18 protein-coding genes and 1 tRNA gene are annotated in these 21695 nt (G+C 63.2%); 11 read left to right on the plus strand and 8 right to left on the minus strand.

Annotation, left to right across the window (positions count from 1 at the left end; translation table 11 throughout):
* The first annotated feature begins 132 nt into the window (after positions 1–132).
* Positions 133–2757, plus strand: coding sequence for a S8 family serine peptidase (locus DVB37_RS04785; protein ID WP_120154075.1), 2625 nt, complete (start codon positions 133–135; stop codon positions 2755–2757).
* A gap of 98 nt (positions 2758–2855) precedes the next feature.
* Here DVB37_RS04785 and DVB37_RS04790 read toward each other — a convergent pair whose 3' ends face one another.
* The gene (locus DVB37_RS04790) at positions 2856–3575 is read right to left on the minus strand and encodes a hypothetical protein (protein WP_162941161.1); all 720 of its coding nucleotides are present in this window, start codon (positions 3573–3575) and stop codon (positions 2856–2858) included.
* A gap of 258 nt (positions 3576–3833) precedes the next feature.
* Positions 3834–3909: transfer RNA gene (locus DVB37_RS04795), tRNA-Gly, on the minus strand.
* Positions 3910–4148: 239 nt separating this feature from the next.
* Between DVB37_RS04795 and murB the strand changes: the two genes are divergently transcribed.
* The gene (murB, locus tag DVB37_RS04800) at positions 4149–5195 is read left to right on the plus strand and encodes a UDP-N-acetylmuramate dehydrogenase (protein ID WP_120154080.1); all 1047 of its coding nucleotides are present in this window, start codon (positions 4149–4151) and stop codon (positions 5193–5195) included.
* 175 nt (positions 5196–5370) lie between these two features.
* Here murB and dapB read toward each other — a convergent pair whose 3' ends face one another.
* Positions 5371–6162, minus strand: a complete 792-nt coding sequence (gene dapB, locus DVB37_RS04805; protein WP_046803421.1) for a 4-hydroxy-tetrahydrodipicolinate reductase — start codon at positions 6160–6162, stop codon at positions 5371–5373.
* 19 nt (positions 6163–6181) lie between these two features.
* A complete protein-coding gene (locus DVB37_RS04810; protein WP_120154083.1) occupies positions 6182–6718 on the minus strand; it encodes an outer membrane protein assembly factor BamE in 537 nt (178 codons plus the stop codon).
* A gap of 156 nt (positions 6719–6874) precedes the next feature.
* On the opposite strand from DVB37_RS04810, the gene fur reads away from it, so the two are divergent.
* Positions 6875–7294, plus strand: a complete 420-nt coding sequence (gene fur / locus DVB37_RS04815; RefSeq protein WP_046803419.1) for a ferric iron uptake transcriptional regulator — start codon at positions 6875–6877, stop codon at positions 7292–7294.
* A 233-nt stretch (positions 7295–7527) separates the two neighbouring features.
* Here fur and recN read toward each other — a convergent pair whose 3' ends face one another.
* Both recN and DVB37_RS04825 read right to left on the minus strand, forming a co-directional pair.
* Positions 7528–9189 carry a DNA repair protein RecN gene (gene recN, locus DVB37_RS04820; RefSeq protein WP_120154086.1) on the minus strand — a complete coding sequence of 554 codons (1662 nt, stop codon included), beginning with the start codon at positions 9187–9189 and terminating at the stop codon, positions 7528–7530.
* 13 nt (positions 9190–9202) lie between these two features.
* Positions 9203–10102 carry an NAD kinase gene (locus DVB37_RS04825; protein WP_046803417.1) on the minus strand — a complete coding sequence of 300 codons (900 nt, stop codon included), beginning with the start codon at positions 10100–10102 and terminating at the stop codon, positions 9203–9205.
* Between the two features lie 139 nt (positions 10103–10241).
* On the opposite strand from DVB37_RS04825, the gene hrcA reads away from it, so the two are divergent.
* From hrcA to dnaJ, 7 genes are all read left to right on the plus strand, one after another.
* The gene (hrcA, locus tag DVB37_RS04830; RefSeq protein WP_046803416.1) at positions 10242–11246 is read left to right on the plus strand and encodes a heat-inducible transcriptional repressor HrcA; all 1005 of its coding nucleotides are present in this window, start codon (positions 10242–10244) and stop codon (positions 11244–11246) included.
* A gap of 45 nt (positions 11247–11291) precedes the next feature.
* On the plus strand, positions 11292–12416 hold the full coding sequence (gene hemH, locus DVB37_RS04835) for a ferrochelatase (RefSeq protein WP_120154088.1): 1125 nt from the start codon (positions 11292–11294) through the stop codon (positions 12414–12416).
* Positions 12406–12642 (plus strand): hypothetical protein, encoded by a 237-nt coding sequence (locus DVB37_RS04840; RefSeq protein ID WP_046803414.1) that lies wholly within the window; start codon positions 12406–12408, stop codon positions 12640–12642. Before hemH ends, DVB37_RS04840 begins: the two co-directional genes overlap by 11 nt.
* A gap of 145 nt (positions 12643–12787) precedes the next feature.
* Positions 12788–13345 (plus strand): nucleotide exchange factor GrpE, encoded by a 558-nt coding sequence (gene grpE / locus DVB37_RS04845; protein ID WP_046803413.1) that lies wholly within the window; start codon positions 12788–12790, stop codon positions 13343–13345.
* Positions 13346–13362: 17 nt separating this feature from the next.
* A complete protein-coding gene (locus DVB37_RS04850) occupies positions 13363–13767 on the plus strand; it encodes a thioredoxin family protein (RefSeq protein ID WP_120154091.1) in 405 nt (134 codons plus the stop codon).
* 79 nt (positions 13768–13846) lie between these two features.
* Positions 13847–15772 (plus strand): molecular chaperone DnaK, encoded by a 1926-nt coding sequence (dnaK, locus tag DVB37_RS04855; RefSeq protein ID WP_046803411.1) that lies wholly within the window; start codon positions 13847–13849, stop codon positions 15770–15772.
* Positions 15773–15880: 108 nt separating this feature from the next.
* On the plus strand, positions 15881–17011 hold the full coding sequence (gene dnaJ, locus DVB37_RS04860; RefSeq protein ID WP_046803410.1) for a molecular chaperone DnaJ: 1131 nt from the start codon (positions 15881–15883) through the stop codon (positions 17009–17011).
* Between the two features lie 402 nt (positions 17012–17413).
* Here dnaJ and DVB37_RS04865 read toward each other — a convergent pair whose 3' ends face one another.
* Together DVB37_RS04865 and DVB37_RS04870 are read right to left on the minus strand one after the other, a co-directional pair.
* Positions 17414–17803: a DUF4148 domain-containing protein gene (locus DVB37_RS04865; RefSeq protein WP_104143605.1), complete on the minus strand. Its 390-nt coding sequence runs from the start codon at positions 17801–17803 to the stop codon at positions 17414–17416.
* A gap of 343 nt (positions 17804–18146) precedes the next feature.
* Positions 18147–20903, minus strand: a complete 2757-nt coding sequence (locus DVB37_RS04870) for a pitrilysin family protein (RefSeq protein WP_120154093.1) — start codon at positions 20901–20903, stop codon at positions 18147–18149.
* 98 nt (positions 20904–21001) lie between these two features.
* On the opposite strand from DVB37_RS04870, the gene DVB37_RS04875 reads away from it, so the two are divergent.
* Positions 21002–21601: a GNAT family N-acetyltransferase gene (locus tag DVB37_RS04875; RefSeq protein ID WP_120154095.1), complete on the plus strand. Its 600-nt coding sequence runs from the start codon at positions 21002–21004 to the stop codon at positions 21599–21601.
* Positions 21602–21695 lie beyond the last annotated feature (94 nt).

The raw sequence follows: 21695 nt of genomic DNA on the forward strand, positions 1-21695 counted from the left end.
GCCGTCGTTGTGTCGCGGGCCAGGGTCAACACGCCTTGGCCCGCGTTGGACGCCAGCCCCCTCTCAGCGATGGGAGGTGGGCTTTCTTTTTGCGTTGTTGGATTCGCCGTCAAGGCGAATCACTGAATAGCCATGAAAAACAAAATACCGTTTTCGATGCTCGTGCTGGCACTAGGCACGGCGTTTTCCGCTCCGGGGCATGCGGCGTCAGCCGACGAACCCCGGCCTATTTACGTTCGGCTGAAGGCCGAAGCTCCCAACCCGGCCCAGCGCACGGCGCCCACGCCCGAAGTGGCCGGCGCCATGGATGCGCTGACGCGCCTGACGCCCGGCATGGAGCCGCTGATCCCGATGTCGCCGATGATGCGCAACTACGAGGATATCGCGGCACTGGAACGCCATAACCTTACGCGCTACTACAAGATTTCGGCCGAGATGATGCGCGGCCGCGACGCGGAATTGCTGGTCAAGCAGCTGCTTGAAAACCCGTTGGTGGAAAGCGCGCAGATCGAGCCCGTGCCGATGTCGATTGGTGACGGCCTGCAAGCCGATCCCGCCATGGCGATCACGCGCGCGGCGCCCGGCACGCCGGACTACACCAAGTGCGACGGCGCAATGGCGCCGACGTGCCAGAACTATATGCAGTCGCCCAAGCCCGGCTATTGGCCGTTGGGCGGCGTCAACGCCTTCGAGGCGCAGCGCTTGACCGGGCACTATGGCGCGAATGTGCGTCTGATTTCGAACGAGATCAACCATTGGGATTTCGACCACGTTGATCTGCCCAAGCCTTTCCTGCATCACGGGCAGTATGTGGAAAAGCCCGATTCGCACGACACGATGTCGGCCGGCATCATGTTCGGGCAGGACAACGGCTATGGCGTGACGGGCATCGTGCCGCAAGCGCAGGCCGGCTATACCAAGTACAGCCCCAGCGGCATGGTCGATCTGCGCAACGTGCTGCAGGCCGGCGACGTGGTGCAGATCGGCGTGCACTACAAGTTCAGCAACGGCTGCGGCCCGACCACGGCATGCTGGTTGCCCGTGGAACACGTGGATGTGGTCTATGACGCCATTTCGTATCTGACCAAGGAAAAGGGCGTGCACGTGGTGCTGGCGGCGGCCAACGGCGCGGCCAACCTGGACGACCCGTGGTTCCGTGGACGCTATGACCGTACCAAGCGCGATTCGGGCGCCATCTACGTCGGCGCGGCCGACCCGGTGCAGGGCCAGGTCGCGTGGTTCTCGGAAACGGGCAGCCGCGTCGATATGTTCTCTTGGGGTGGGCGCGTCACCACCACCGACTGGAAGGAAGGTCAGCACAACCTGTACACCACGGCGTACAGCGGCACGTCGTCCGCCAACCCCATCATTGCGGGTAGCGTGGCGTGGCTGCAAAGCCTGGCGCGCGAGCGCGGCCTGGGCAATATCCCGCCCAAGGTCATGCGGCAGATCCTGGTGGACAGCGGCAACCCCGTGCCCATCGTCAATCCGGCTCGTCCGATCGGCGTGCAGCCCGATCTGGTGCGTGCGGCGGAGCTGCTGGGCGGCGACAGCGTCGGCGGGCAGGCGCCTCAAGCGCATGTCGTCGGCTCGGTGCAAGCGAATGCGGGCGACAAGGTGGTGTTGTCGGCCGCGGATTCGACTGGCAAGGGTTTGAACTATGCGTGGAGCAGCCAGCCCGCGCTGACGTTCGTTGAGCAGGGCGTCAACGGCAGCTTTGTTGCACCGGAAAACGCAAAGGACGTCGCCTACCGCATCACGCTGAAAGTGACCGACTCGCAAGGGCGCAGCGCGTCCACGCACCATGGTGTGCTGGTCAAGGCGAAGGCGGCGGGCGTGTGCGCCAACGCGCCCGCGTGGGATGCCCGCAAGGTGTACAACGTGCCGAACGAAGCGGTGTCGTACAACGGCAAGGTCTACCACCAGAACTACTGGAACGTGGACGCCGCGCCGGACAAGAACTCGGCGCAGTACGGCAAGCCGTGGAAGATGCCCGAGTCCTGCGACCTGGAGCCCACGCCGATTCCGCTGCCCGTTGCTCGCATCAGCGGTCCCGCTGAAGTCGCGGCGTTGCAGCCGGCCACCTTGTCGGCCAGCGGTTCCACGGGCCAAGGCCTGAAGTACGTGTGGACGAGCCTGGACGAGATCGGGCTACAGGCCAACGGCGCAACCGTTACGTTCTATGGTCCCCCGCTGGCGCAGGATCGCAACCTGACGTTCAAGCTGGCCGTGACGGACGAGCGCGGTCGTACCGCAACCGCCACTCACGTGGTGAAAGCCAAGGCCAAGGTCGTGGTGCCTGAAGTCATTGCGCCGCAAGCCAAGTTGAGCGGCCCCGCCACGGTCAAGGGCGGCGAGCGCGTCGTCTTGTCCGGCAAGGCATCCACCGGAACGGACCTGCGCTACCGCTGGACCGTGCCCGCGGGTATCTCCGCCGGTGCGTTGGACCAGGCGGACATCAGCTTTGTCGCGCCGACCAGCACGAAGGACACGCCTTACCGCTTTACGTTGACGGTGAGCAACTCGCGCGGCGAAGTCCAGGCCAGCCACACCGTGACGGTGCAGGCGCAGGCAGCCGTGGGTGGGCACCCGCAGTACAAGGCGGGCACCATCTATAAGGCGGGTGACAAGGTCGTGAACGTGGGTAAGACGTTTGAATGCAAGATCTTCCCGTACAGCGGCTGGTGCAGCCAGTCGCCGTCGCACTATGCGCCCGGCACGGGTTCGCATTGGCGCGATGCGTGGATGCAGCGTTAAGCACTAAGCGTTAAGCGTCGCGCGATGGTTGCGTGATGCGCTGCCCCCGCCGGTTTTCCGGTGGGGGCTTTTTTTTGGCGGAGCGGCTCTCATGGGCTTCAGGCGTGCATGTCCGCCACCACGCGATAGGTGCGTGCTTGCCCCTGCTTGTCGACCTGGCACAGCATGATGTCGTGCTGCGGACCCGCCAGCGTGGCGATGCTGGCCAGCTCGGCCGGCAGCCCGCTCAGGTCAAAGCCGATGGCCGCGTCGGGGCCAGCTGCGCGGCGGATGCCGGCCAGTAGATGGTGCAGGCGGGCGTGATGCTGCTGCATGTCTTGCATGTCTTGCACGTCTGGCAACGGATGGCCTTGAAGGTGCACCCCGGCGGCCGCGCATGGCGCTTCAAGCGCGGCCAGCTCGTCGGCGTGCCGATACAGGGCATGGAATGTGCGTGGCTGGAAGGAACCGCGGGCGGCGCAGAAAGAAGACAGCGCGCGGCCGCCCGATGCCAGCCCGATCAATTGTGAGGGTGGGGCGGGTGCGGCGCTTAGCCGATACCGAGGCCGCCGCTTCAGGTGGTGCACCGCCATCGCCGACGAGGCAATCGTCAAGGACAAACCCGCCAGCAACGGAACCAGCCAGATCAACAGGCTGGGGTGGTCCGTGAACGGATGCTGATACTTTTCAACGGTGGTGGGGTAGAAGTAGCGCAGCAAAGGCTTGAACATCAGCCCTTCATTGAGCGCATCGGTCACCCAGCTGATCAGCACGATGGAGCTGATGGTGTAGCAGGCGGTTTTCAAGCGGTGCAGCAACACCGCGCGGGTCAATGTCATGGCCAAGCCTCCGGAGCGCGGCGAACGCGGCGACGCGGCGTCCGCGATGCAACCCAAGAGCAGAGCATCCGGATCCGCAAGAAGCAATCAGAGGAGTCTGGTAATGGCAGGGGTCTGGTTTTGGCGGGGGCAGCTAATGGCGGGCACAGCTAATGGCGGCGGAAATGAAAAAAGGGCCGGACAACAAGTGTCGGGCCCTTCTTAGGTGACTGCAGAGATCAAGAACACGGGGTTGCTTGACCGCTGCACATCTGAATTTGGAGCGGGAGACGAGTCTCGAACTCGCGACCTCAACCTTGGCAAGGTTGCGCTCTACCAACTGAGCTACTCCCGCATGGGTTCCGTCATGAACTGCTCAGAACCGTTTTCTTATGCACTCTGATCAACTTGGTTATCGATCAGAAGGCGCGCATCTTACATGATTTTTTCGAGCTTGTCATTGGGCTGAGATTTTTCGCGTTTTCGCCGTGTTCTCTATAAAGAGCGACTGTTGAAAAGCGGGGTACTCAAACCAAAACACTCAATCAAGTAATATGAGCGAAGACCGAAACTATAGCATAGCCCGTAGCACCCATGTCAACTGCCCCTGCTATCAACACGGCGCCAGCCGCGCTGACTCCCGCCGCCCACGATCTAAGCCGGCTCAATACGCTGGGTCTGGCGTCGCAAGCTGAAGCCTTCGTCACACTGGACGATGCCGCGCAATTGCCGGCCTTGTCCGACTTGGCACGCCGCGCGGACAGCCTCCTGGTGCTGGGCGGCGGCAGCAATGTTGTCCTGCCCGAACGCGTTTCCGGCCTGGTGGCCAAGGTGGCTTTCAGGGGCGTGCAGCTGTTGCAAGACGCGCCCGACGTCCGCCTGGTGGAAGCGGCGGGTGGCGAAAGCTGGCATGGCTTTGTCGAACATTGCGTCGATCAGGGCTGGGATGGCCTGGAAAACCTGGCGTTGATTCCCGGTACGGTCGGGGCCGCGCCGGTGCAGAACATCGGCGCTTACGGCGTCGAGTTCGAACAGCGCTTCCATAGCCTGACTGCCTGGGATGTGACGGCGGCAAGGCTTGTTGAAATGGGCCCGTCCGATTGCCGCTTTTCGTACCGGGATAGCACCTTCAAGCACGACGCGCCCGGCCGCTGGATCATCGTCAGCGTGCGGTTCGCCTTGCCGCGCCCCTGGCGCCCCGTGCTGGGCTACCCGGACCTGCAACGCCACGAACGGCTGGCCCATGGCGTGCCAAGCGCGCGCGACATTTTCGACGCGGTTTGCGACATTCGCCGCGCAAAGCTGCCGGACCCCGCCGTGACCGGCAACGCCGGCAGTTTTTTCAAGAACCCCATCGTGACCGCCGACGTGCGGGACGATCTGGCCGAACGCTTTCCCGGGTTGGTGTCGTACGCGCAACCGGACGGCCGCTACAAGCTGGCAGCCGGCTGGCTGATCGACCAGTGCGGCTGGAAGGGGCAGGCCCTGGGCGCGGCGGGGGTGCATGACAGGCAGGCGCTGGTGCTGGTCAATCGCGGCGGCGCCAACGCTGCCGACATCATGGCGTTGGCCGGCGCGATTCAAGCGTCGGTGCAGGCGCGCTACGGTGTCATGCTGGAACCCGAGCCTGTGGTGGTGTAGGGCGCGGTGCGAACGGTGCGATAAAAAAGGATCCCGAGGGATCCTTTTTGGTTTTGTGGCGAGCGCTCCGGCGCCCGGCGCTCCGGCGCCCGGCGCTCCGGCGGCCGGCGATCCGGCGCCCGGCGATCCGGCGGCCGGCGCTCCGGCGGCGCGGCGTGCACCGCCGCCGTCTGGCTCAGAAGCCCAGCACGGATTGCATGTCGTACAGGCCGTTGTGCTTGTCTTGCAGGAAGCGTGCCGCGCGCAGGGCGCCTTCTGCGTAGGTGGCGCGGCTGCTGGAACGGTGCGTGATTTCGATGCGCTCGCCAATGCCGCAGAACGACACGGTGTGGTCGCCCACGATGTCGCCCCCGCGCAGCACGGAAAAGCCGATGGTACCGGGCTTGCGCACGCCGGTGTCGCCATGGCGGCTCCAGGTGGCCACGTCCGGCAGCGCCACGTCCCAGGCGGACGCAATGGTCTCGCCCATTTTCAACGCGGTGCCCGAAGGCGCATCGACCTTGTTGCGATGGTGCGCTTCAAACACTTCAACGTCGTAACCGGAATTGAGAATGCGGGCGGCCATGTCCAGCAGCTTGAGCGTGGCATTCACACCCACGCTCATGTTGGGCGCGAACACGATGCCGATTTTCTGCGCGGCAACTTCGATGGCGGCGCGGCCGTTGTCGTCGAACCCGGTGGTGCCGATGACGGCGTGCGTGCCGTGCTTCACGCAGGCCTGCAAGTGGGCAAGCGTGCCTTCGGGCCGCGTGAAATCGATCAGGCAATCGGCGTTGGCCAGCGCGTCAAGATCATCGGTGATCAGCACGCCGGTCTGTTGGCCCAGCGGGGCGCCCGCGTCCTGGCCCAGCGACGTCGACCCATTGCGGTCCAACGCCACTGCCAATTGCAGGTCGGTGGACTTGAGGATGGCGTCGATCAGCATCTGGCCCATACGGCCGCTGGCGCCGGCAATTGCAATACGCATGAAGAAAATCCTTGAGGGGTTACCGAAGCGGCTCGGGCGCGTTGCCCGGTTGGCCGGGGTACTGATTCAGCGGGCTGACCGGAGCGGCGGCATCGCGCTTTTTCAGGTCTTCCTCTTCTTGGATGCGGGTTTCGTCCTGGTCCAGGCGCTTGTCCGCCTTTTCGTCGGCGGTGCTGCTGGGCGTGTTCAGCTGATAGGGCTGCAAATCAGGCTGCTTGTCGCCTTCCCAGCGGGTCAGGCGGTCGTTTTCGAACCAGACGGTGAACTTGCGTTCACGGGCTTCGCCATAGCCGGGCTTGTAATAGTAGGGGTAGTCCCAACGGTTGGCGTGCAGCACGCTGGTCAGGGTAGGGCTGCCCAGCGCAAAGCGGACTTGCTCGCGGCTCATGCCCGGCTGGAGCAGCGCGACTTGCTCCTGGGTGATCCAGTTGCCTTGCTGGACACCGGCCTTGTAGGGGAAGCCCCACTTGTCCCCCGAGCAGCCGGCAAGGGCAATGGCCAGGGCGGCGACGGCCAATCCGGTCTTCAGCGAGCGGGAGGGAATTCGTGCAATCATGGACACTACGCGCCCCTATTATTTGGAAGCAGACAAAACCGTTATCATAAAGGTTTCATAAGGATAGTTCCGCGAGGCGGCATGAAATCAGGTGAGCCGACTCGCGGTGCACCCTTGATCCTGCCCATGCCTACGCGGACGGAGAGCGATTACACCATGAGCGACCAAAGCGAACTGAAGAACATGGGTTTGAAGGCGACGTTTCCGCGCCTGAAAATTCTTGATATTTTCCGCAAATCCGACCAACGCCACCTTAGCGCCGAAGACGTCTACCGCGCGCTGATCGGCGAAAACGTCGAAATCGGCCTGGCAACCGTCTACCGTGTGCTGACCCAGTTCGAGCAGGCCGGCATCCTGGCCCGCAGCCAGTTCGACAGCGGCAAGGCTGTGTTCGAACTGAACGACGGCGATCACCACGATCACCTGATCTGCACGAATTGCGGCACCGTGGTCGAGTTTTCAGACCCGGAGATCGAAAAGCGCCAGCAGAAGATCGCCAAGGACAACGGTTTCGCGCTGGAAAGCCACGCGATGGTGTTGTACGGCGTGTGCAGCAGCTGCGTGAAAGGGCGCTAAACCGCTAGCGTCCGCCCCACGGTCCGTGGCCGCGCTCGTTGCGGGCCAGTGAGATCAAAAGCCCCTTCTTGATGAAGGGGCTTTTTTTTGTCTGCGAGGGGGCGGGGCTTTTGCCTGGCTTTGCCTGGTTTTTGCATGGCTTTCTCGCGGCTTCGGGCCGCATTTTGTACGGCGTTCGCGCGAATTTGCCTTGGAGCCAGGGCTGGACTTGCCCCCGGCTGCGCTCAACCGGCTCAGGCCGCGGGCTGGCCGAAACCTTCCAGCATTTCGCGGGCGTGCTCGCGCGTGGTGGCGGTCAGCTTGATGCCGCCCAGCATCCGGGCGATTTCCTCAACACGCGCCGCCGCGTCCAGTTCTTCGATGCTGGAGCGCGTGGTGCCGCGAGATTCCGTCTTGCTGACCAGGAATTGGTTGTTCGCGCAGGCGGCTACCTGGGGCAAGTGGGTCACGCACAGCACTTGATGGCGTTCGCCCAGCTCGCGCAGCAGCTTGCCCACGGCTTCGGCCACCGCGCCGCCTACGCCGCTGTCGACTTCGTCGAAGATCAACGTCGGCACGCGCGCCGCGCGGCTGGCAATGACGGACAGCGCCAGCGAAATCCGCGACAACTCGCCGCCCGAAGCCACTTTGGCCAGGGGGCGCGGGGTGGTGCCGGCGTGGCCGGCCACCAGGAATTCAACCTGCTCGTTGCCGTGCGCGGACGGCGCGGCGGCGGTCAAGGTGGGTTCGAACTTGCCGCCCTGCATGGCCAGCGTCTGCATGGCCTGGGTGACTTGCTTGCCCAGGTCCTTGGCAATCTTGCGGCGGGCGCTCGTCAGCTTGGCCGCCGCCGTGTCGTATTGCGACTGCGCCGCAACTGACTGAGCCCGCAGCGCATCGATATCGCCCGCCGCTTGCAAGGCGGCCAGCTCGGCATGCAGGGAATCGCGCAATTCGCACAGGGCGTCGGGCTCGACGCGGAATTTGCGCGCGGTCTCGAACACCAGGCCCAGGCGTGCTTCGACGTCGGCCAAGCGCTTGGGGTCCAGATCGACGCGGCTGACGTAGTTGTTCAGGTCGGACACGGCTTCGCTGATGGCGATGCGGGCGGACTCGAGTTCGTCGTACACACCTTGCAGGCCGGGGTCATGCCGCAGCATTTGCTGAATGCGGTGATTGGCGGCTGTGACGCGGTGGTGCGCGGAATCGCCTTCGCCGTCCAGCGCTTCCAGGATTTGCGAGGCGCCGTCCAGCAGCGACTGCGAATGCGACAAGCGCGTGTGCTCGGACTGCAAGGATTCCCATTCGTCGGGGCCCAGTGCCAGCTGATCCAGTTCGTCCACCTGCCATTGCAGCCGGTCGCGTTCGTTGGCCAGGCTAGCGGCGTCTTTTTCGGCGGCTTCAAGTTGTCGCGCCAGCGCGCGCCATTGCTTCCACGCCTGACCCACGGCCTGGCGCAGATCGGCATGGCCGCCGTGCGCGTCCAGCAGATCGCGCTGTGCGTCGGGGCGCATCAGGCTTTGATGGGCGTGTTGGCCGTGGATGTCGACCAGGCTGTCGCCCAATTCGCGCAGCTGCCCCACGGTGGCGGGCGTGCCGTTGATGTAGGCGCGGCTGCGGCCCTGCGCGTCGATGACCCGGCGCAGCGACAGTTCGTCATCGACGTCGATCTCGCGTTCGTTCAGCCAGCTGTGCAATGACTTCGGCGTATCGAACACGGCAGTGATGTCGGCGCGCGGTGCGCCTTCGCGCAGCATGCTGGCGTCGCCGCGTTCGCCCAGCGCAAGCGCCAGCGCGTCCACCAGGATGGATTTGCCCGCCCCGGTCTCGCCGGAGAACACGGTGAAGCCGGGGCCGAAATGGATTTCGGTCTGTTCGACGATGACGAAGTCGCGGATATGCAGGGTGCGCAGCATGTCGGGGCGCTTACTACTCTACGTTGTCGGTGGCCTGGGGCATCAGGTTCCAATGCAGCTTGCGGCGCAAGGTGGAAAAGAAGCTGTAGCCCTCGGGGTGCACGAAGCGGATGGTGTACGGCGCGCGCTGCACGACGATGCGGTCGCCCGGTTGCAGGTCGGACCAGGTCTGCATGTCGAAATGCACGCTGGCGCCCACTTCCACGCGGCCCATCGCGGTCAGCGTCATGTTCAGCACACCGGTGTCCGGGATGACGATGGGGCGGTTCGACAGCGTTTGCGGCGCCACGGGCACCAGCACCATGGCGTTCATGCCGGGGTGCAGGATGGGGCCGTTGGCGGACAGCGCATACGCGGTCGAGCCGGTAGGGGTGGCGATGATCAGGCCATCGGCGCGCTGTGTGTACATGAAGGCGCCGTCCAGTTCGACACGCACTTCGATCATGCCGCCGCGCCCGGCGCGGTTCAGCACGACGTCGTTGAGCGCCGACGCGGAATACATTTTCTGGTCGCCACGCCACACGCTGCCTTCCAGCAGCATGCGTTCTTCAATCTGGAAGCTGCCTTCAAGCACGCGCGCCAATGCACCGTGCGCGTCTTGCAGCGGGATGTCGGTGATGAAGCCCAGGCGCCCGTGGTTGATGCCCACCAGGGGGACACCAAATGGCGCCAGATGCCGGCCGGCGCCCAGCACCGTGCCGTCGCCGCCCATCACGACGGCCAGCGATGCGTTCTGGCCAATCTCTTCAAGGGTAGCTATTGGGTATTCGGTCAGGCCGGTGTTGCGCGCGGTGTCGGCATCGATCAGCACATGCCGGCCCGCTTGCGTCAGCGCGTGCGCAAGGGCTCTTAGCGGGGTGTCCAGGCCGGTGTCCTGGTATCTGCCGATCAGGGCGACGGTAGGAAAGTGCATGGATGCGGGCGTATCAAAAGGGCGAAGCCGAAGCCAAAACCTGCCCGGAATGGGCCGATTAGCCGATTATATGGGGCCGCATATCTGCTTGCGGGACAAAAATCGCCTTTATCCTAAAAGATTCCTTAAAATGCCCGCTATGGATGACCGCGCACGCGCACTACTGAAAGCGTTGATAGAACGCTACATCGCCGATGGGCAGCCCGTCGGCTCGCGGACGCTATCGAAAGTCTTTGACTTGTCCCCGGCCACCATCCGCAATGTCATGGCGGACCTGGAAGAGCTGGGGCTGATCCATAGCCCGCACACCTCCGCCGGCCGCGTGCCTACGCCGCGAGGCTATCGCATGTTCGTCGATTCCCTGCTGGCCGTGCAGTCTTATCAGCTGCAACCGCACAACATGGGCGAAATGCTGTCGGCGGCCGAACCTACCCGCGCCGTCAACGCCGCCGCCGCGTTGCTGTCCAACCTGACGCAATTCGCGGGCGTGGTGCTGACCCCCAAGCGCGCCCAGGTGTTCCGGCAGATCGAATTCATCCGGCTGTCGGACAAGCGCGTGCTGCTTATCATCGTCACGCCGGATGGCGATGTCCAGAACCGCATTCTCTTTGTCCAGCGCGATTACGCCGAGGCGGAATTGCTGGAAGCCGGCAATTTCTTCAACATGCATTTCGCGGGCAAGTCGTTCAACGCCGTGCGCCAGACGCTATCGACCGAACTGGCCCAGCTGCGCGAAGACATTTCGCGGCTGATGCAGGCGGCGGTCGAGGCCAGCGCCGAGGCCGCGGAAGACGGCGACACCATGGTCATCTCGGGCGAGCGCAAGCTGCTGGACGTTACCGATATCGCGTCCGACATGGATCGGCTGCGCAAGATGTTCTCGCTGTTCGAGAAAAAGACCGACCTGCTGCAACTGCTGGACGTGTCCAGCCGCGCACAGGGCGTGCAGATCTACATCGGCGGCGATTCCCAATTGGTGCCCATGGAAGAGGTCTCGGTCATTACCGCGCCCTATGGCGTGGACGGCAAGGTCGTGGGCACGTTGGGCGTCATCGGCCCGACCCGCATGGCTTACGAACGCGTGATTCCCATCGTGGACATCACGGCGCGCCTGCTGTCCAACGCGCTCAGCCACAACCAGTAGTCCCATTCAAAGCTACATCCTCCTCGCGGAGGAAGGGGAGTTTTTGTGTTTCTTCGCCTGTTCAAGTACCTGTGGCCTGAACGCTACCTGCCGGAAGCCGAGCAGGAGGACCCCTTCAACGAAGACCCGCCGGCCCGCGCGCCCGGCAAAGTCGGGGTGCTGCTGGTCAACCTGGGTACGCCGGATACGCCGGACAAACAGGGCATCCGCAAATACCTGGGCGAATTCCTGTCCGACCCCCGCGTCATTGAAATTCCACGTTATTTATGGAAACCCATCCTGTACGGGCTGGTGCTGACGCTGCGACCCAAGAAGCTGGCGCCGCGCTATGCGGGCGTCTGGCTGAAAGAAGGGTCGCCCCTGATGGTCTATAGCCAGCGTCAGGCGGACGGCGTACGCGCCGCGCTGGAGGCGGCGGGCATCGACGCCGTGGTGGAACTGGGCATGCGCTACGGCAACCCGTCCATCCCCGACGCCATCACCCGTTTGCGCGCGGCCGGTTGCGAACGCATCCTGACCGTGCCGCTGTACCCGCAATACGCGGCCAGCACCACGGCCACGGTCGTGGACGCGGTTACCCGCCATGCCGGGCGCCTGCGGGATCAGCCTGAACTGCGCTTTACCAAGCGCTTTCACGAGGACCCCGCCTGGCTGGACCCGCTGGCCGCCCGCATCGAGTCGTTCTGGCGCGACCACGGCAAGCCGCAGAAGCTGGTCATGAGCTTTCACGGCTTGCCGCGATATTCCATCGAACTGGGCGACCCCTACTACCGCGACTGCATGGAGTCGGCCCGCCTGTTGTCCCAGCGGCTGTCGCTGCCGCGCGAACAGATCGAAGTCACCTTCCAAAGCCGCTTTGGTACTGCCCGCTGGCTTGAGCCCTATACCGAACCGACCCTGAAAGCGTTAGCCGCTTCGGGTGTTACCGAGGTGGATGTGGTGTGCCCGGGATTTGTGGCAGACTGTCTGGAAACCCTGGAAGAGATCAGCCTGGAATGCCGGGACGCCTTTATTGAGGCGGGCGGCAAGCAGTTTCGTTACATCCCTGCGCTGAACGACGATCCCGCATGGATCGCCGGCTTGGCCACTTTGGTGGAACGCAACTTGCAGGGCTGGCCGTTGAAGATCCAGGCCAACACGGACTTGAAGGAGAAGGCGCATGCACCATGATCCCAAGAGCGGCAAGAGCGTAAAAAAGGGGACCGTTGCCACCCCGGTGGACGAGGATCAGGTCGAACACGATCTGGATGAAGCGCTAGCCGAGACCTTTCCCGCCAGCGATCCCATCGCCATCCGTCCTGAACCGGACGACGATGACGACAAGGTGGATCGCGGGCTCGAAGAGAGCTTCCCCGCCAGCGACCCGGTCGCCCCGGCGCAGCCCCACAAGAAGTAAGCAGCCGGCCCCGCCGGGCCAAGCCCGGGCGGGCTTGCTGCCTCGGGCGGGCGCCGTCAGGGAATATTTCCCTTTCCCGGGCTTGAAATAGGGGTATTGGCCCCCATTCATGTCTGCGAAAGCCATTCTTTTTGGAGGATTCCCCATGACGGCACCCCACGAGCCTGTAGATAAGACGCCCGAAGCCGGCCAGAACGCCGACGCGGCACCCGCCGACCAGGGCGCGGCAGAGGCCGAGCTGAACGAGTTGCGCGCCCAGCTGGACGCCGCCCAAGCTACCGTCAATGAGCAGCACGATCAGCTTCTGCGTGTGCACGCCGAAGCTGAAAATGTGCGCCGCCGCGCGCAGGAAGAAGTGTCCAAGGCGCGCAAGTTCGGCATCGAATCGTTTGCCGAAAGCCTGGTGCCGGTCAAGGACAGCCTTGAAGCCGCCCTGGCCCAGCCCGACCAGACCGTCCAGACGCTGCGCGAAGGCGTCGAAGTCACCCTGAAGCAGTTGTCGGCCGCGTTCGAGCGCAACATGCTCAAGGACATCGCGCCGGCCCAGGGCGACAAATTCGACCCGCACCTGCATCAGGCGATTTCGTCGATCCCCCACGAGCAACCCGCCAACACGGTGGTGCAGCTGCTGCAAAAGGGCTACGCCATTGCCGACCGCACGCTGCGTCCGGCGCTGGTAGTCGTATCGGCCGGCCAAGGCTGAAACGCCGGCCGCGTGTCATGACCGATCCCCGTTTCGATCCGGCTCAAGTCTTCCAGGTGTTCGGCATGCGTCATGTCGACACCGAGGGCTTTGATGCCACCGTGGTCCAGGCGCCGGGAACGGATCTGCGCTGTGTGTTTTTATGGGGACAGGATTGCTATAACTGCAATCTTTTCAAGCAGGCGGCGCTGCTGCACCAGGAAACGTTGCTGAAGCTGGGCCTGACCTGGTTCGAGGCCGACGTTTACGCCGACGAACCCCTGGGCCGGCGCTTTTCCCTGCATGGTGTCCCCACTTTCGTGCTGTACCGGGCTGGCAAACGGCTGGGTCGTATCACCGGTTGGCCCGGATTGCCCCAGTTCACGGCGGCAATTTCGCGGTTGCAGGACCCGAATGCGGAAAATTCCGGCAAGGCGTCTTGAAAACCCTGCGACTAACCCCAGTTATGTGGGGACAAGAAGTTTCTCTCTATTTTCATAGATCAATTCAAGGTAACCCACCATGAGCAAGATTATTGGCATTGACCTGGGCACGACCAACAGCTGCGTGGCTGTGATGGACGGCGGGCAGGTCAAAATCATTGAAAACGCGGAAGGCGCCCGTACCACCCCCTCGATCGTCGCCTACATGGACGACGGCGAGACCCTGGTTGGCGCTCCCGCCAAGCGTCAGGCCGTGACCAATCCCCGCAATACCCTGTACGCAGTCAAGCGCCTGATTGGCCGCAAGTTCGAAGAAAAGGCCGTGCAAAAGGACATCGACCTGATGCCCTACACCATCGCGCGCGCCGATAACGGCGATGCCTGGGTCGAAGTGCGCGGCAAGAAGATGGCGCCTCCCCAAGTGTCGGCCGACGTGCTGCGCAAGATGAAGAAGACCGCCGAGGACTACCTGGGCGAAGAAGTGACCGAGGCCGTGATCACCGTGCCCGCCTACTTCAACGACAGCCAGCGCCAGGCCACCAAGGACGCCGGCCGCATCGCCGGTCTGGAAGTCAAGCGCATCATCAACGAGCCCACCGCGGCCGCGTTGGCGTTCGGCCTGGACAAGACCGAAAAGGGCGACCGCAAGATCGCCGTCTATGACTTGGGTGGCGGCACGTTCGACGTGTCCATCATCGAAATCGCTGACGTTGACGGCGAAAAGCAGTTTGAAGTGCTGTCGACCAACGGCGACACCTTCCTGGGCGGCGAAGACTTCGACCAGCGCATCATCGACTACATCATCTCCGAGTTCAAGAAAGAACAAGGCGTTGATCTGTCCAAGGACGTGCTGGCGCTGCAACGCCTGAAGGAAGCTGCTGAAAAGGCCAAGATCGAGCTGTCCTCGGCCCAGCAGACCGAAATCAACCTGCCGTACATCACGGCGGATGCCTCGGGTCCCAAGCACTTGAACCTGAAGATCACGCGTGCCAAGCTGGAAGCGCTGGTTGAAGAACTGATCGAACGCACGATCGAGCCCTGCCGCGTCGCCATCAAGGACGCCGGCGTGAAGGTTTCCGACATCGACGACGTGATCCTGGTCGGCGGCATGACCCGCATGCCCAAGGTCCAGGAAAAGGTGAAGGAATTCTTCGGCAAGGATCCGCGCAAGGACGTGAACCCTGACGAAGCCGTCGCCGCTGGCGCCGCCATCCAAGGTTCCGTGCTGTCGGGCGACCGCAAGGACGTGCTGCTGCTGGACGTGACGCCTCTGTCGCTGGGTATCGAAACCCTGGGCGGCGTGATGACGAAGATGATCCAGAAGAACACGACGATCCCGACCCGGTTCTCGCAAACCTTCTCGACCGCTGACGACAACCAGCCGGCCGTGACGATCAAGGTGTTCCAGGGCGAACGCGAAATCGCCGCGGGCAACAAGGCGCTGGGCGAGTTCAATCTTGAAGGGATCCCGCCGTCGCCGCGCGGCATGCCGCAAATCGAAGTCACGTTCGACATCGACGCCAACGGCATCCTGCATGTGTCCGCGAAAGACAAGGGTACCGGCAAGGAAAACAAGATCACCATCAAGGCCAACTCGGGTCTGTCGGAAGACGAGATCCAACGCATGGTCAAGGATGCCGAGGCCAACGCCGAGGAAGATCACCGCGTTGCCGAACTGGCTCAGTCGCGCAACCAGGCCGATGCGCTGGTGCACGCCACCCGCAAGTCGTTGACCGAGTACGGCGACAAGCTCGAAGCTTCCGAAAAGGAAAGCATCGAGGCCGCCATCAAGGACCTGGAAGACACGCTGAAGGAAGGCGACAAGGCCGCGATCGACGCCAAGGTGGAAGCCTTGTCGACCGCGTCGCAGAAGCTGGGCGAAAAGATGTACGCCGACATGCAGGCGCAACAAGCCGCCGGCCAGCAGCAAGCGGCCGATAACGCGAAGCCGGTGGACGACAACGTCGTCGACGCCGACTTCAAGGAAGTCAAGCGCGACCAATAATGGCCGGGCGCTGACCAGCCTCTGCCGCCCGGTAGCCGGAGAAATCCGCCTACCGGGCGTACTCATTCTGTAGCACTGAAAAGACGGCTCTATTCGAGCCCACGGATCATGGCAAAACGCGACTATTACGAAGTTCTGGGCGTAGCAAAAAACGCCTCGGACGACGAACTCAAGAAGGCCTATCGAAAGCTGGCCATGAAATACCATCCGGACCGCAATCCGGACAGCAAAGAAGCCGAAGAGAAGTTCAAGGAAGCCAAGGAAGCCTACGAGGTCCTGGGCGATGAACAAAAGCGTGCCGCCTATGACCGCTACGGCCATGCGGGCGTGGATCCCAATTCCGCCGGCATGGGCGGGGCAGGGATGGGCGGCGGCTTTGCCGACGCCTTCGGCGACATCTTTGGCGAGATCTTTGGCGGCGCGGGCGGCGGCGGCCGTCGCGGCGGCCCGCAGGTGTATCGTGGCGCCGACCTGAAATACGCGCTGGAAATCACGTTGGAACAGGCTGCCGCCGGTTTCGACACCGAGATCCGCGTGCCCAGCTGGGAAAACTGCGACACCTGCCACGGCTCCGGCGCCAAGGTCGGCACGTCGCCCAAGACCTGCCGCACCTGCGGTGGCTCGGGCGCCGTGCGTATGCAGCAGGGCTTTTTCAGCGTGCAGCAAACCTGCCCGACCTGCCACGGCAACGGCAAGGAAATCACCGACCCGTGCCCGTCGTGCGATGGCGTGGGCCGCATCCGCCGCAACAAGACCTTGCAGGTGAAGATTCCGGCCGGCATTGATGACGGCATGCGCATCCGCTCCAGCGGCAATGGCGAACCGGGCATCAACGGCGGTCCTCCGGGCGACCTGTATGTGGAAATCCACATCAAGCAGCACAAGATCTTCCAGCGCGATGGCGACGACCTGCACTGCGAGCTGACCATTCCGTTCACCACGGCGGCACTGGGCGGCGAATTGCAGGTGCCCACGCTGGGTGGCAAGGCCGAGATCTCGATTCCCGAGGGCACGCAGTCGGGCAAGACTTTCCGCTTGCGCGGCAAGGGTATCCGCGGCGTGCGCGGCAGCTATCCGGGTGATCTGTACTGCCACGTGGTGGTGGAAACGCCGGTGCGCCTGAGCGAAGACCAGAAGAGCATCCTGCGCCAGTTCGAGACGTCGCTGAACGACGGGGGCGATCGCCACTCGCCGCAAAGCAAGTCCTGGACGGATCGGGTGAAGGAATTCTTCAGCTGATCGGGTTGAAGGACGCTAAAAAGCCGCGATGGAAATCGCGGCTTTTTCTTTTTGGGGGGCGTTTGGCAATGCGCGATCATCCTGGCCCCGGAGGCGTGGAGGATCGCCCAACGTAAAAAGGCCGCGGCTGGCTCGCCGCGGCCTTACTGCTGGTACTGCAACTGCTTGGTACTTCAACTGCTGGGTACTTCAACTGCTGGTACTTCAACTGCTGGGTACTTCAACTGCTGGGTACTTCAACTGCTTGGTACTGCAACTGCTGGTACTTCAACTGCTGGTACTTCAACTGCTGGTACTTCAACTGCTAAGTACTGCTACTACTACTGCGGTTGCCGCTGTGCCGGAAAAAACCGGTCCCAGGCCATGATGCCGCCCGAGACCGGCCGGGCTACAGCAAGCAGCTCACCGGGTGATCGGCGGGTATTCGAGCTCGCCGAACGTGTACTGGCCGCTGGCCTTGGCTTGCGCCAGTTCCTGCTGCACCTGGGCGCGGGACTTCGCGCTGGCCGAGGTGGCAATGACGGGCGGGTATTGCAGTTCACCAAAGGTGTATTCGCCGCTGATCTTGGCTTGTTGCAGCTGGGCGCGCACTTCGTCCGAGCTCAGGCTGGCTGCCTGGGGTTGGGCGGGCGGGTAGTCCAGTTCGCCAAACGTGTATTGGCCGCTGGCCTTGGCTTGCTGCAATTCGGTCACGACCTGGTCGCGGGTCTTGGCTTGTTCCAGACCGGCGGCTTGGGCGCCAACGCCAACAAGCGCCAGGGATAGCAACAGGGTGGTGGTTAGGGTTTTCATGATTGAGACCTCCGTATCATCTTGGATGGGGACCGAATCCGGCGGCCCTCCGTCGTGGTTCGTTGTTTGTTCCCGATGACTGAATTCTGCGCTTGATCCAACCTGGGATAAACCCTTGCTTGTTGAAAACATCTTTCCAAATAACCGAGTAATAAGCGTGATAGTGAAAAATCTCCCCGTTTTTGGCATGGTCTTGGCATGGTCGCGGCCCTCCAGGGAAACTTTCCTTACCGCCGGGACGGCAGATGGCGCAAAAAAGCCCCTGCCGTCATCCGGCAGGGGCTAGGGCGTAACCGCGGGGTCCGGCGCGCTCAGGCGCCGGCAGTACCCGGATCGGTTCAGGTCAAGGCGCGGCTTTCTTCTTGAAGTCGCCGGCGACGGCGGTGCTGAAGCCGTCGGGACGCAGGTACTTGCGCAGCGCGGCGTTGACCGCATCTGGCGTCAGGGCCGAGATCTTCTTGTCCATCTCGGCTGACCACTCAAACGTGCGACCACGTTGCAGATAGTCCAGCCAGGTGCTGGCCAGGATGTCGTCCTGCGCGCGCGCCAGGTTGCGGTAGTTGAGCAGCGCGTTGATGCCATCGGTGATTTCCTTGTCGGAAAAGCCGTCTTTCAGCACGCGAGCCAGTTCCTCGTTGATGGCCTTTTCCAGCCGTTCACGATTCTGCGGCGCGTAGATGGCGTACATGGTCCAGCTGGCGCTGGGTTCGAACGAGGACACCGACAACGAACTGCGCACGTTGTACGACAGCCCTTCGGTCTCGCGCACGCGATTCCACAAGCGTGACGTTTCCGACGCACCGAACAGGTAATTGCCCAGATACAGTGCCGCGTAGTCGGCATCGGTGTCTTGCAGCTTGAGCGGCATGCGCGACAAGTAGAACGCATTGGCCTTGTCAGGCGTGTCGATATCGAACTGTTTGGCGGGGATGTCGCGATACGGGTTGGGCACGCGCGTGTAGGCGGGCGCCTTCTTCCAGCCGGCAAGGCCCGTCTTGATGGCCTTTTCGACGGCCGCCGGTTCAAAGTCGCCGACGGCGGAATACTCGATCTTGCCGGCGCCGTAGAACTTGGCGTGGAATTTGACGAGCGCGTCGCGGTTCAGGCCACGTACATTCGTCAGCGACTCTTCGAACGTGGGCACGTAGCGCAGGTCATCCACGGGCCACGGATTGTCCTGGCGGGCCAGGGTGCGTCCGGCCAGCGCTGACGGTTCGGTCATGGCGTTTTGAATCGACGTTTCCAGCTGGCGCTGGTATTCGTCCAACTGCTCTTTCGGGAAGTTGGCGTTGCGCACGATGTCCAGCGCCAGGGCAGTGAGCTCGGGCAGGTTTTCGCCCTTGGTCGACATGGCGATCTTCAACGTGGTGCCGCCGCCGCTGAAACCAAGTTCAGCCTGGAGCTTGTCCAGCCGATCCTGGATGTCCTGGCGCGACAGCTTGGCCGTACCGCGTATCAGCAGGTCGGCCACCGCGCTGGCGTTCACGCGTTGCCCGCGCAGGTCTTTCTCGTTGCCGAACTGGATCAGCATCTGCGCCTGCACGCGGTTGCCGCGCGTCGCCTTGGGCAGCAGCGCCAGTTGAACCGGCCCGTTGGGCAGGTCCAGCTTCTTCCTTTGCGTCAGCTTGTCGATGTTTTCCGGGGTGGGGTCAAAGGCCGAGGCGGCCTTGAAGTCCGGGTCGCCCTTGTAGTCCTTGAACACGGCGGTCAGGTCCACGCGTTGCGTCTGCGGTGCGCGCAGCGGCTTTTCGGTGGGGATATAACGGCCTTCGATGCGATTGCTTTGCAGCAGGTACGTGGTGGCCGCCTGCTGGACTTCAGCCAGCGTGGCCTTGCGGGCGCGGTCGCGCTGCAAGAAGAACAAGCGCCAGTCGCCGGCCGCAATGGCTTCGGACAGTGCCACGCCGACTTGCTCGGGATCGCTGTAGGTTTGTTCCCATGCGGTCAGCCACTTGCTGCGGGCGCGGTCCAGTTCTTGCTGAGTGAACGGCTTTTTACCCAACGATTCCAGCGTGCCGGTCAGCGTCTTCATGGCGGCGTCCAGGTCTTTGCCGGGCGGCAACTGCGCGCCGAACATCGCCAGGCCCGGATCGCGGTTTTCCATGGTGAAGCCAAATACGCCCGAGGCCATTTTCGTGGCGACCAGCGCGTGGTACAGGCGGCCCGACGGCGTGTCGGACAAGATCACGGTGGCCAGGTCCAGCGGCACGAAGTCGGGGCTGCCGGCGGCGGGGATGTGGTACATCGCGGCAACCAGCGGCGTGCCGCCCGTGCGGCGCAGCGTGACGGAGCGTTCGCCGTCCTGCACGGGTTCCACGGTGTATTCGGGCGGCAGCTTGCGCTCGGGCTTGGGCAGCTTGCCCAGCGTTTGCTCGATGTCTGCCAGGGTGGCTTGCGGGTCGAATTTGCCGGCCACGATCAGCACGGCGTTATCGGGCTGGTAGTACTCGTGATAGAAGGCGCGCAGCTGGCCGATGTCTACGTTTTCAACGTCGGAGCGCGCGCCGATGGTGTTCTTGCCGTAGCTGTGCCACTGGTAGGCGGCGGCCTGCATCTTTTGCATCAGGATGCGTGAAGGGCTGTTTTCGCCGCTTTCCATTTCGTTGCGGACGACGGTCATTTCCGAATCCAGGTCTTCCTTGGCGATCAAGGAATTGACCATGGCGTCGGCCTGCCAGCCCAGATACCACTTCAAGGTGTCGGGGTTGGCGGCAAAGCTGGCGAAGTAGTTGGTGCGGTCGCTGGAGGTGGACCCGTTGGCTTGCAAGCCTCGGCGCGAAAACTCGCCCATGGCGTTGCGGGTGGTGGACGTGCCCTTGAACAGCATGTGTTCAAGCAGGTGAGCCATGCCGGTCTGGCCGTAGTTCTCGTTGCGAGAGCCGACCAGGTACGTCATGTTGACCGTGGTGGATGGTTTGGATTCGTCGGGTACCAGCAGCACCCGAAGGCCATTGGCCAAGCGATATTCGGTGATGCCTTCAACCGAGGCGGCCTCCGAAACGCCGGCCGGAAGATTGGCGGCGCCGGCCTGGAAGGCCAGGAAGGAGGAGAACAGCAGCGCACCCAACGGGCGCGGCAGCTTCGACAGGGACAGGCGCATGGCAGACAATTCCTTTGGCATGGCAGAATTCGTTGGAGTGTATACGTTGGCAATGGTTCAGGGGCTGCGGACCTGGGCGCAAGACAAGGAAGTGCGACATGTCGTTATCTCTTGAAGTAGAAACACCGCGTCTGGTGCTGCGGCAATGGCGGGCGGACGACCGCAAGCCCTTCGCCGCCATGAATGCCGACCCTTGCGTAACGGAATTCCTGATCCCGCTTTCCACCGAGCAAAGCGATGCGATGGCCCAGCGGCTGGCAGCGGGCATCGACGAGCACGGCTGGGGCTTTTGGGCGGTGGAAGCGCCTGGCGCGGCGCCGTTCATCGGCTTTGTCGGCATCAAGCCGTTGCCGGCCCTGCTTCCGTTTGCGCCAGGCGTCGAAGTGGGCTGGCGGCTGGCTCGTCCCTTTTGGGGGCGGGGCTACGCCAGCGAAGCGGCCGAGGCGTCGCTGCGCGTGGGCTTCGACCAGGTGCACCTTCCCGAAATTGTGGCGTTCACCGCCGTGGGCAACCAGCGTTCGCAGGCAGTGATGAGGCGTCTGGGCATGCAGGCCGAGCCCGGCACGTTCGATCATCCCGCCTTGCCCGAGGGGCACAAGCTGCGCGAGCACGTGCTGTATCGACTGCGCCGCGAACAATGGCTGCGCCAGAATAACGGTGACGCAGAGATAGGCGGCGTGCCGGTTGCAGCCGCATAATCGGCCGAAAGTGGCGTCGTCACAGGGTGCTGCACCGCAACACCGTTCGTGCACAAGGCAAATTTGAGCTTGCCCGGCTTGCGGGTGTAAGCTT

Source organism: Achromobacter sp. B7 (assembly GCF_003600685.1).
Lineage (GTDB): Bacteria > Pseudomonadota > Gammaproteobacteria > Burkholderiales > Burkholderiaceae_B > Achromobacter > Achromobacter spanius_B.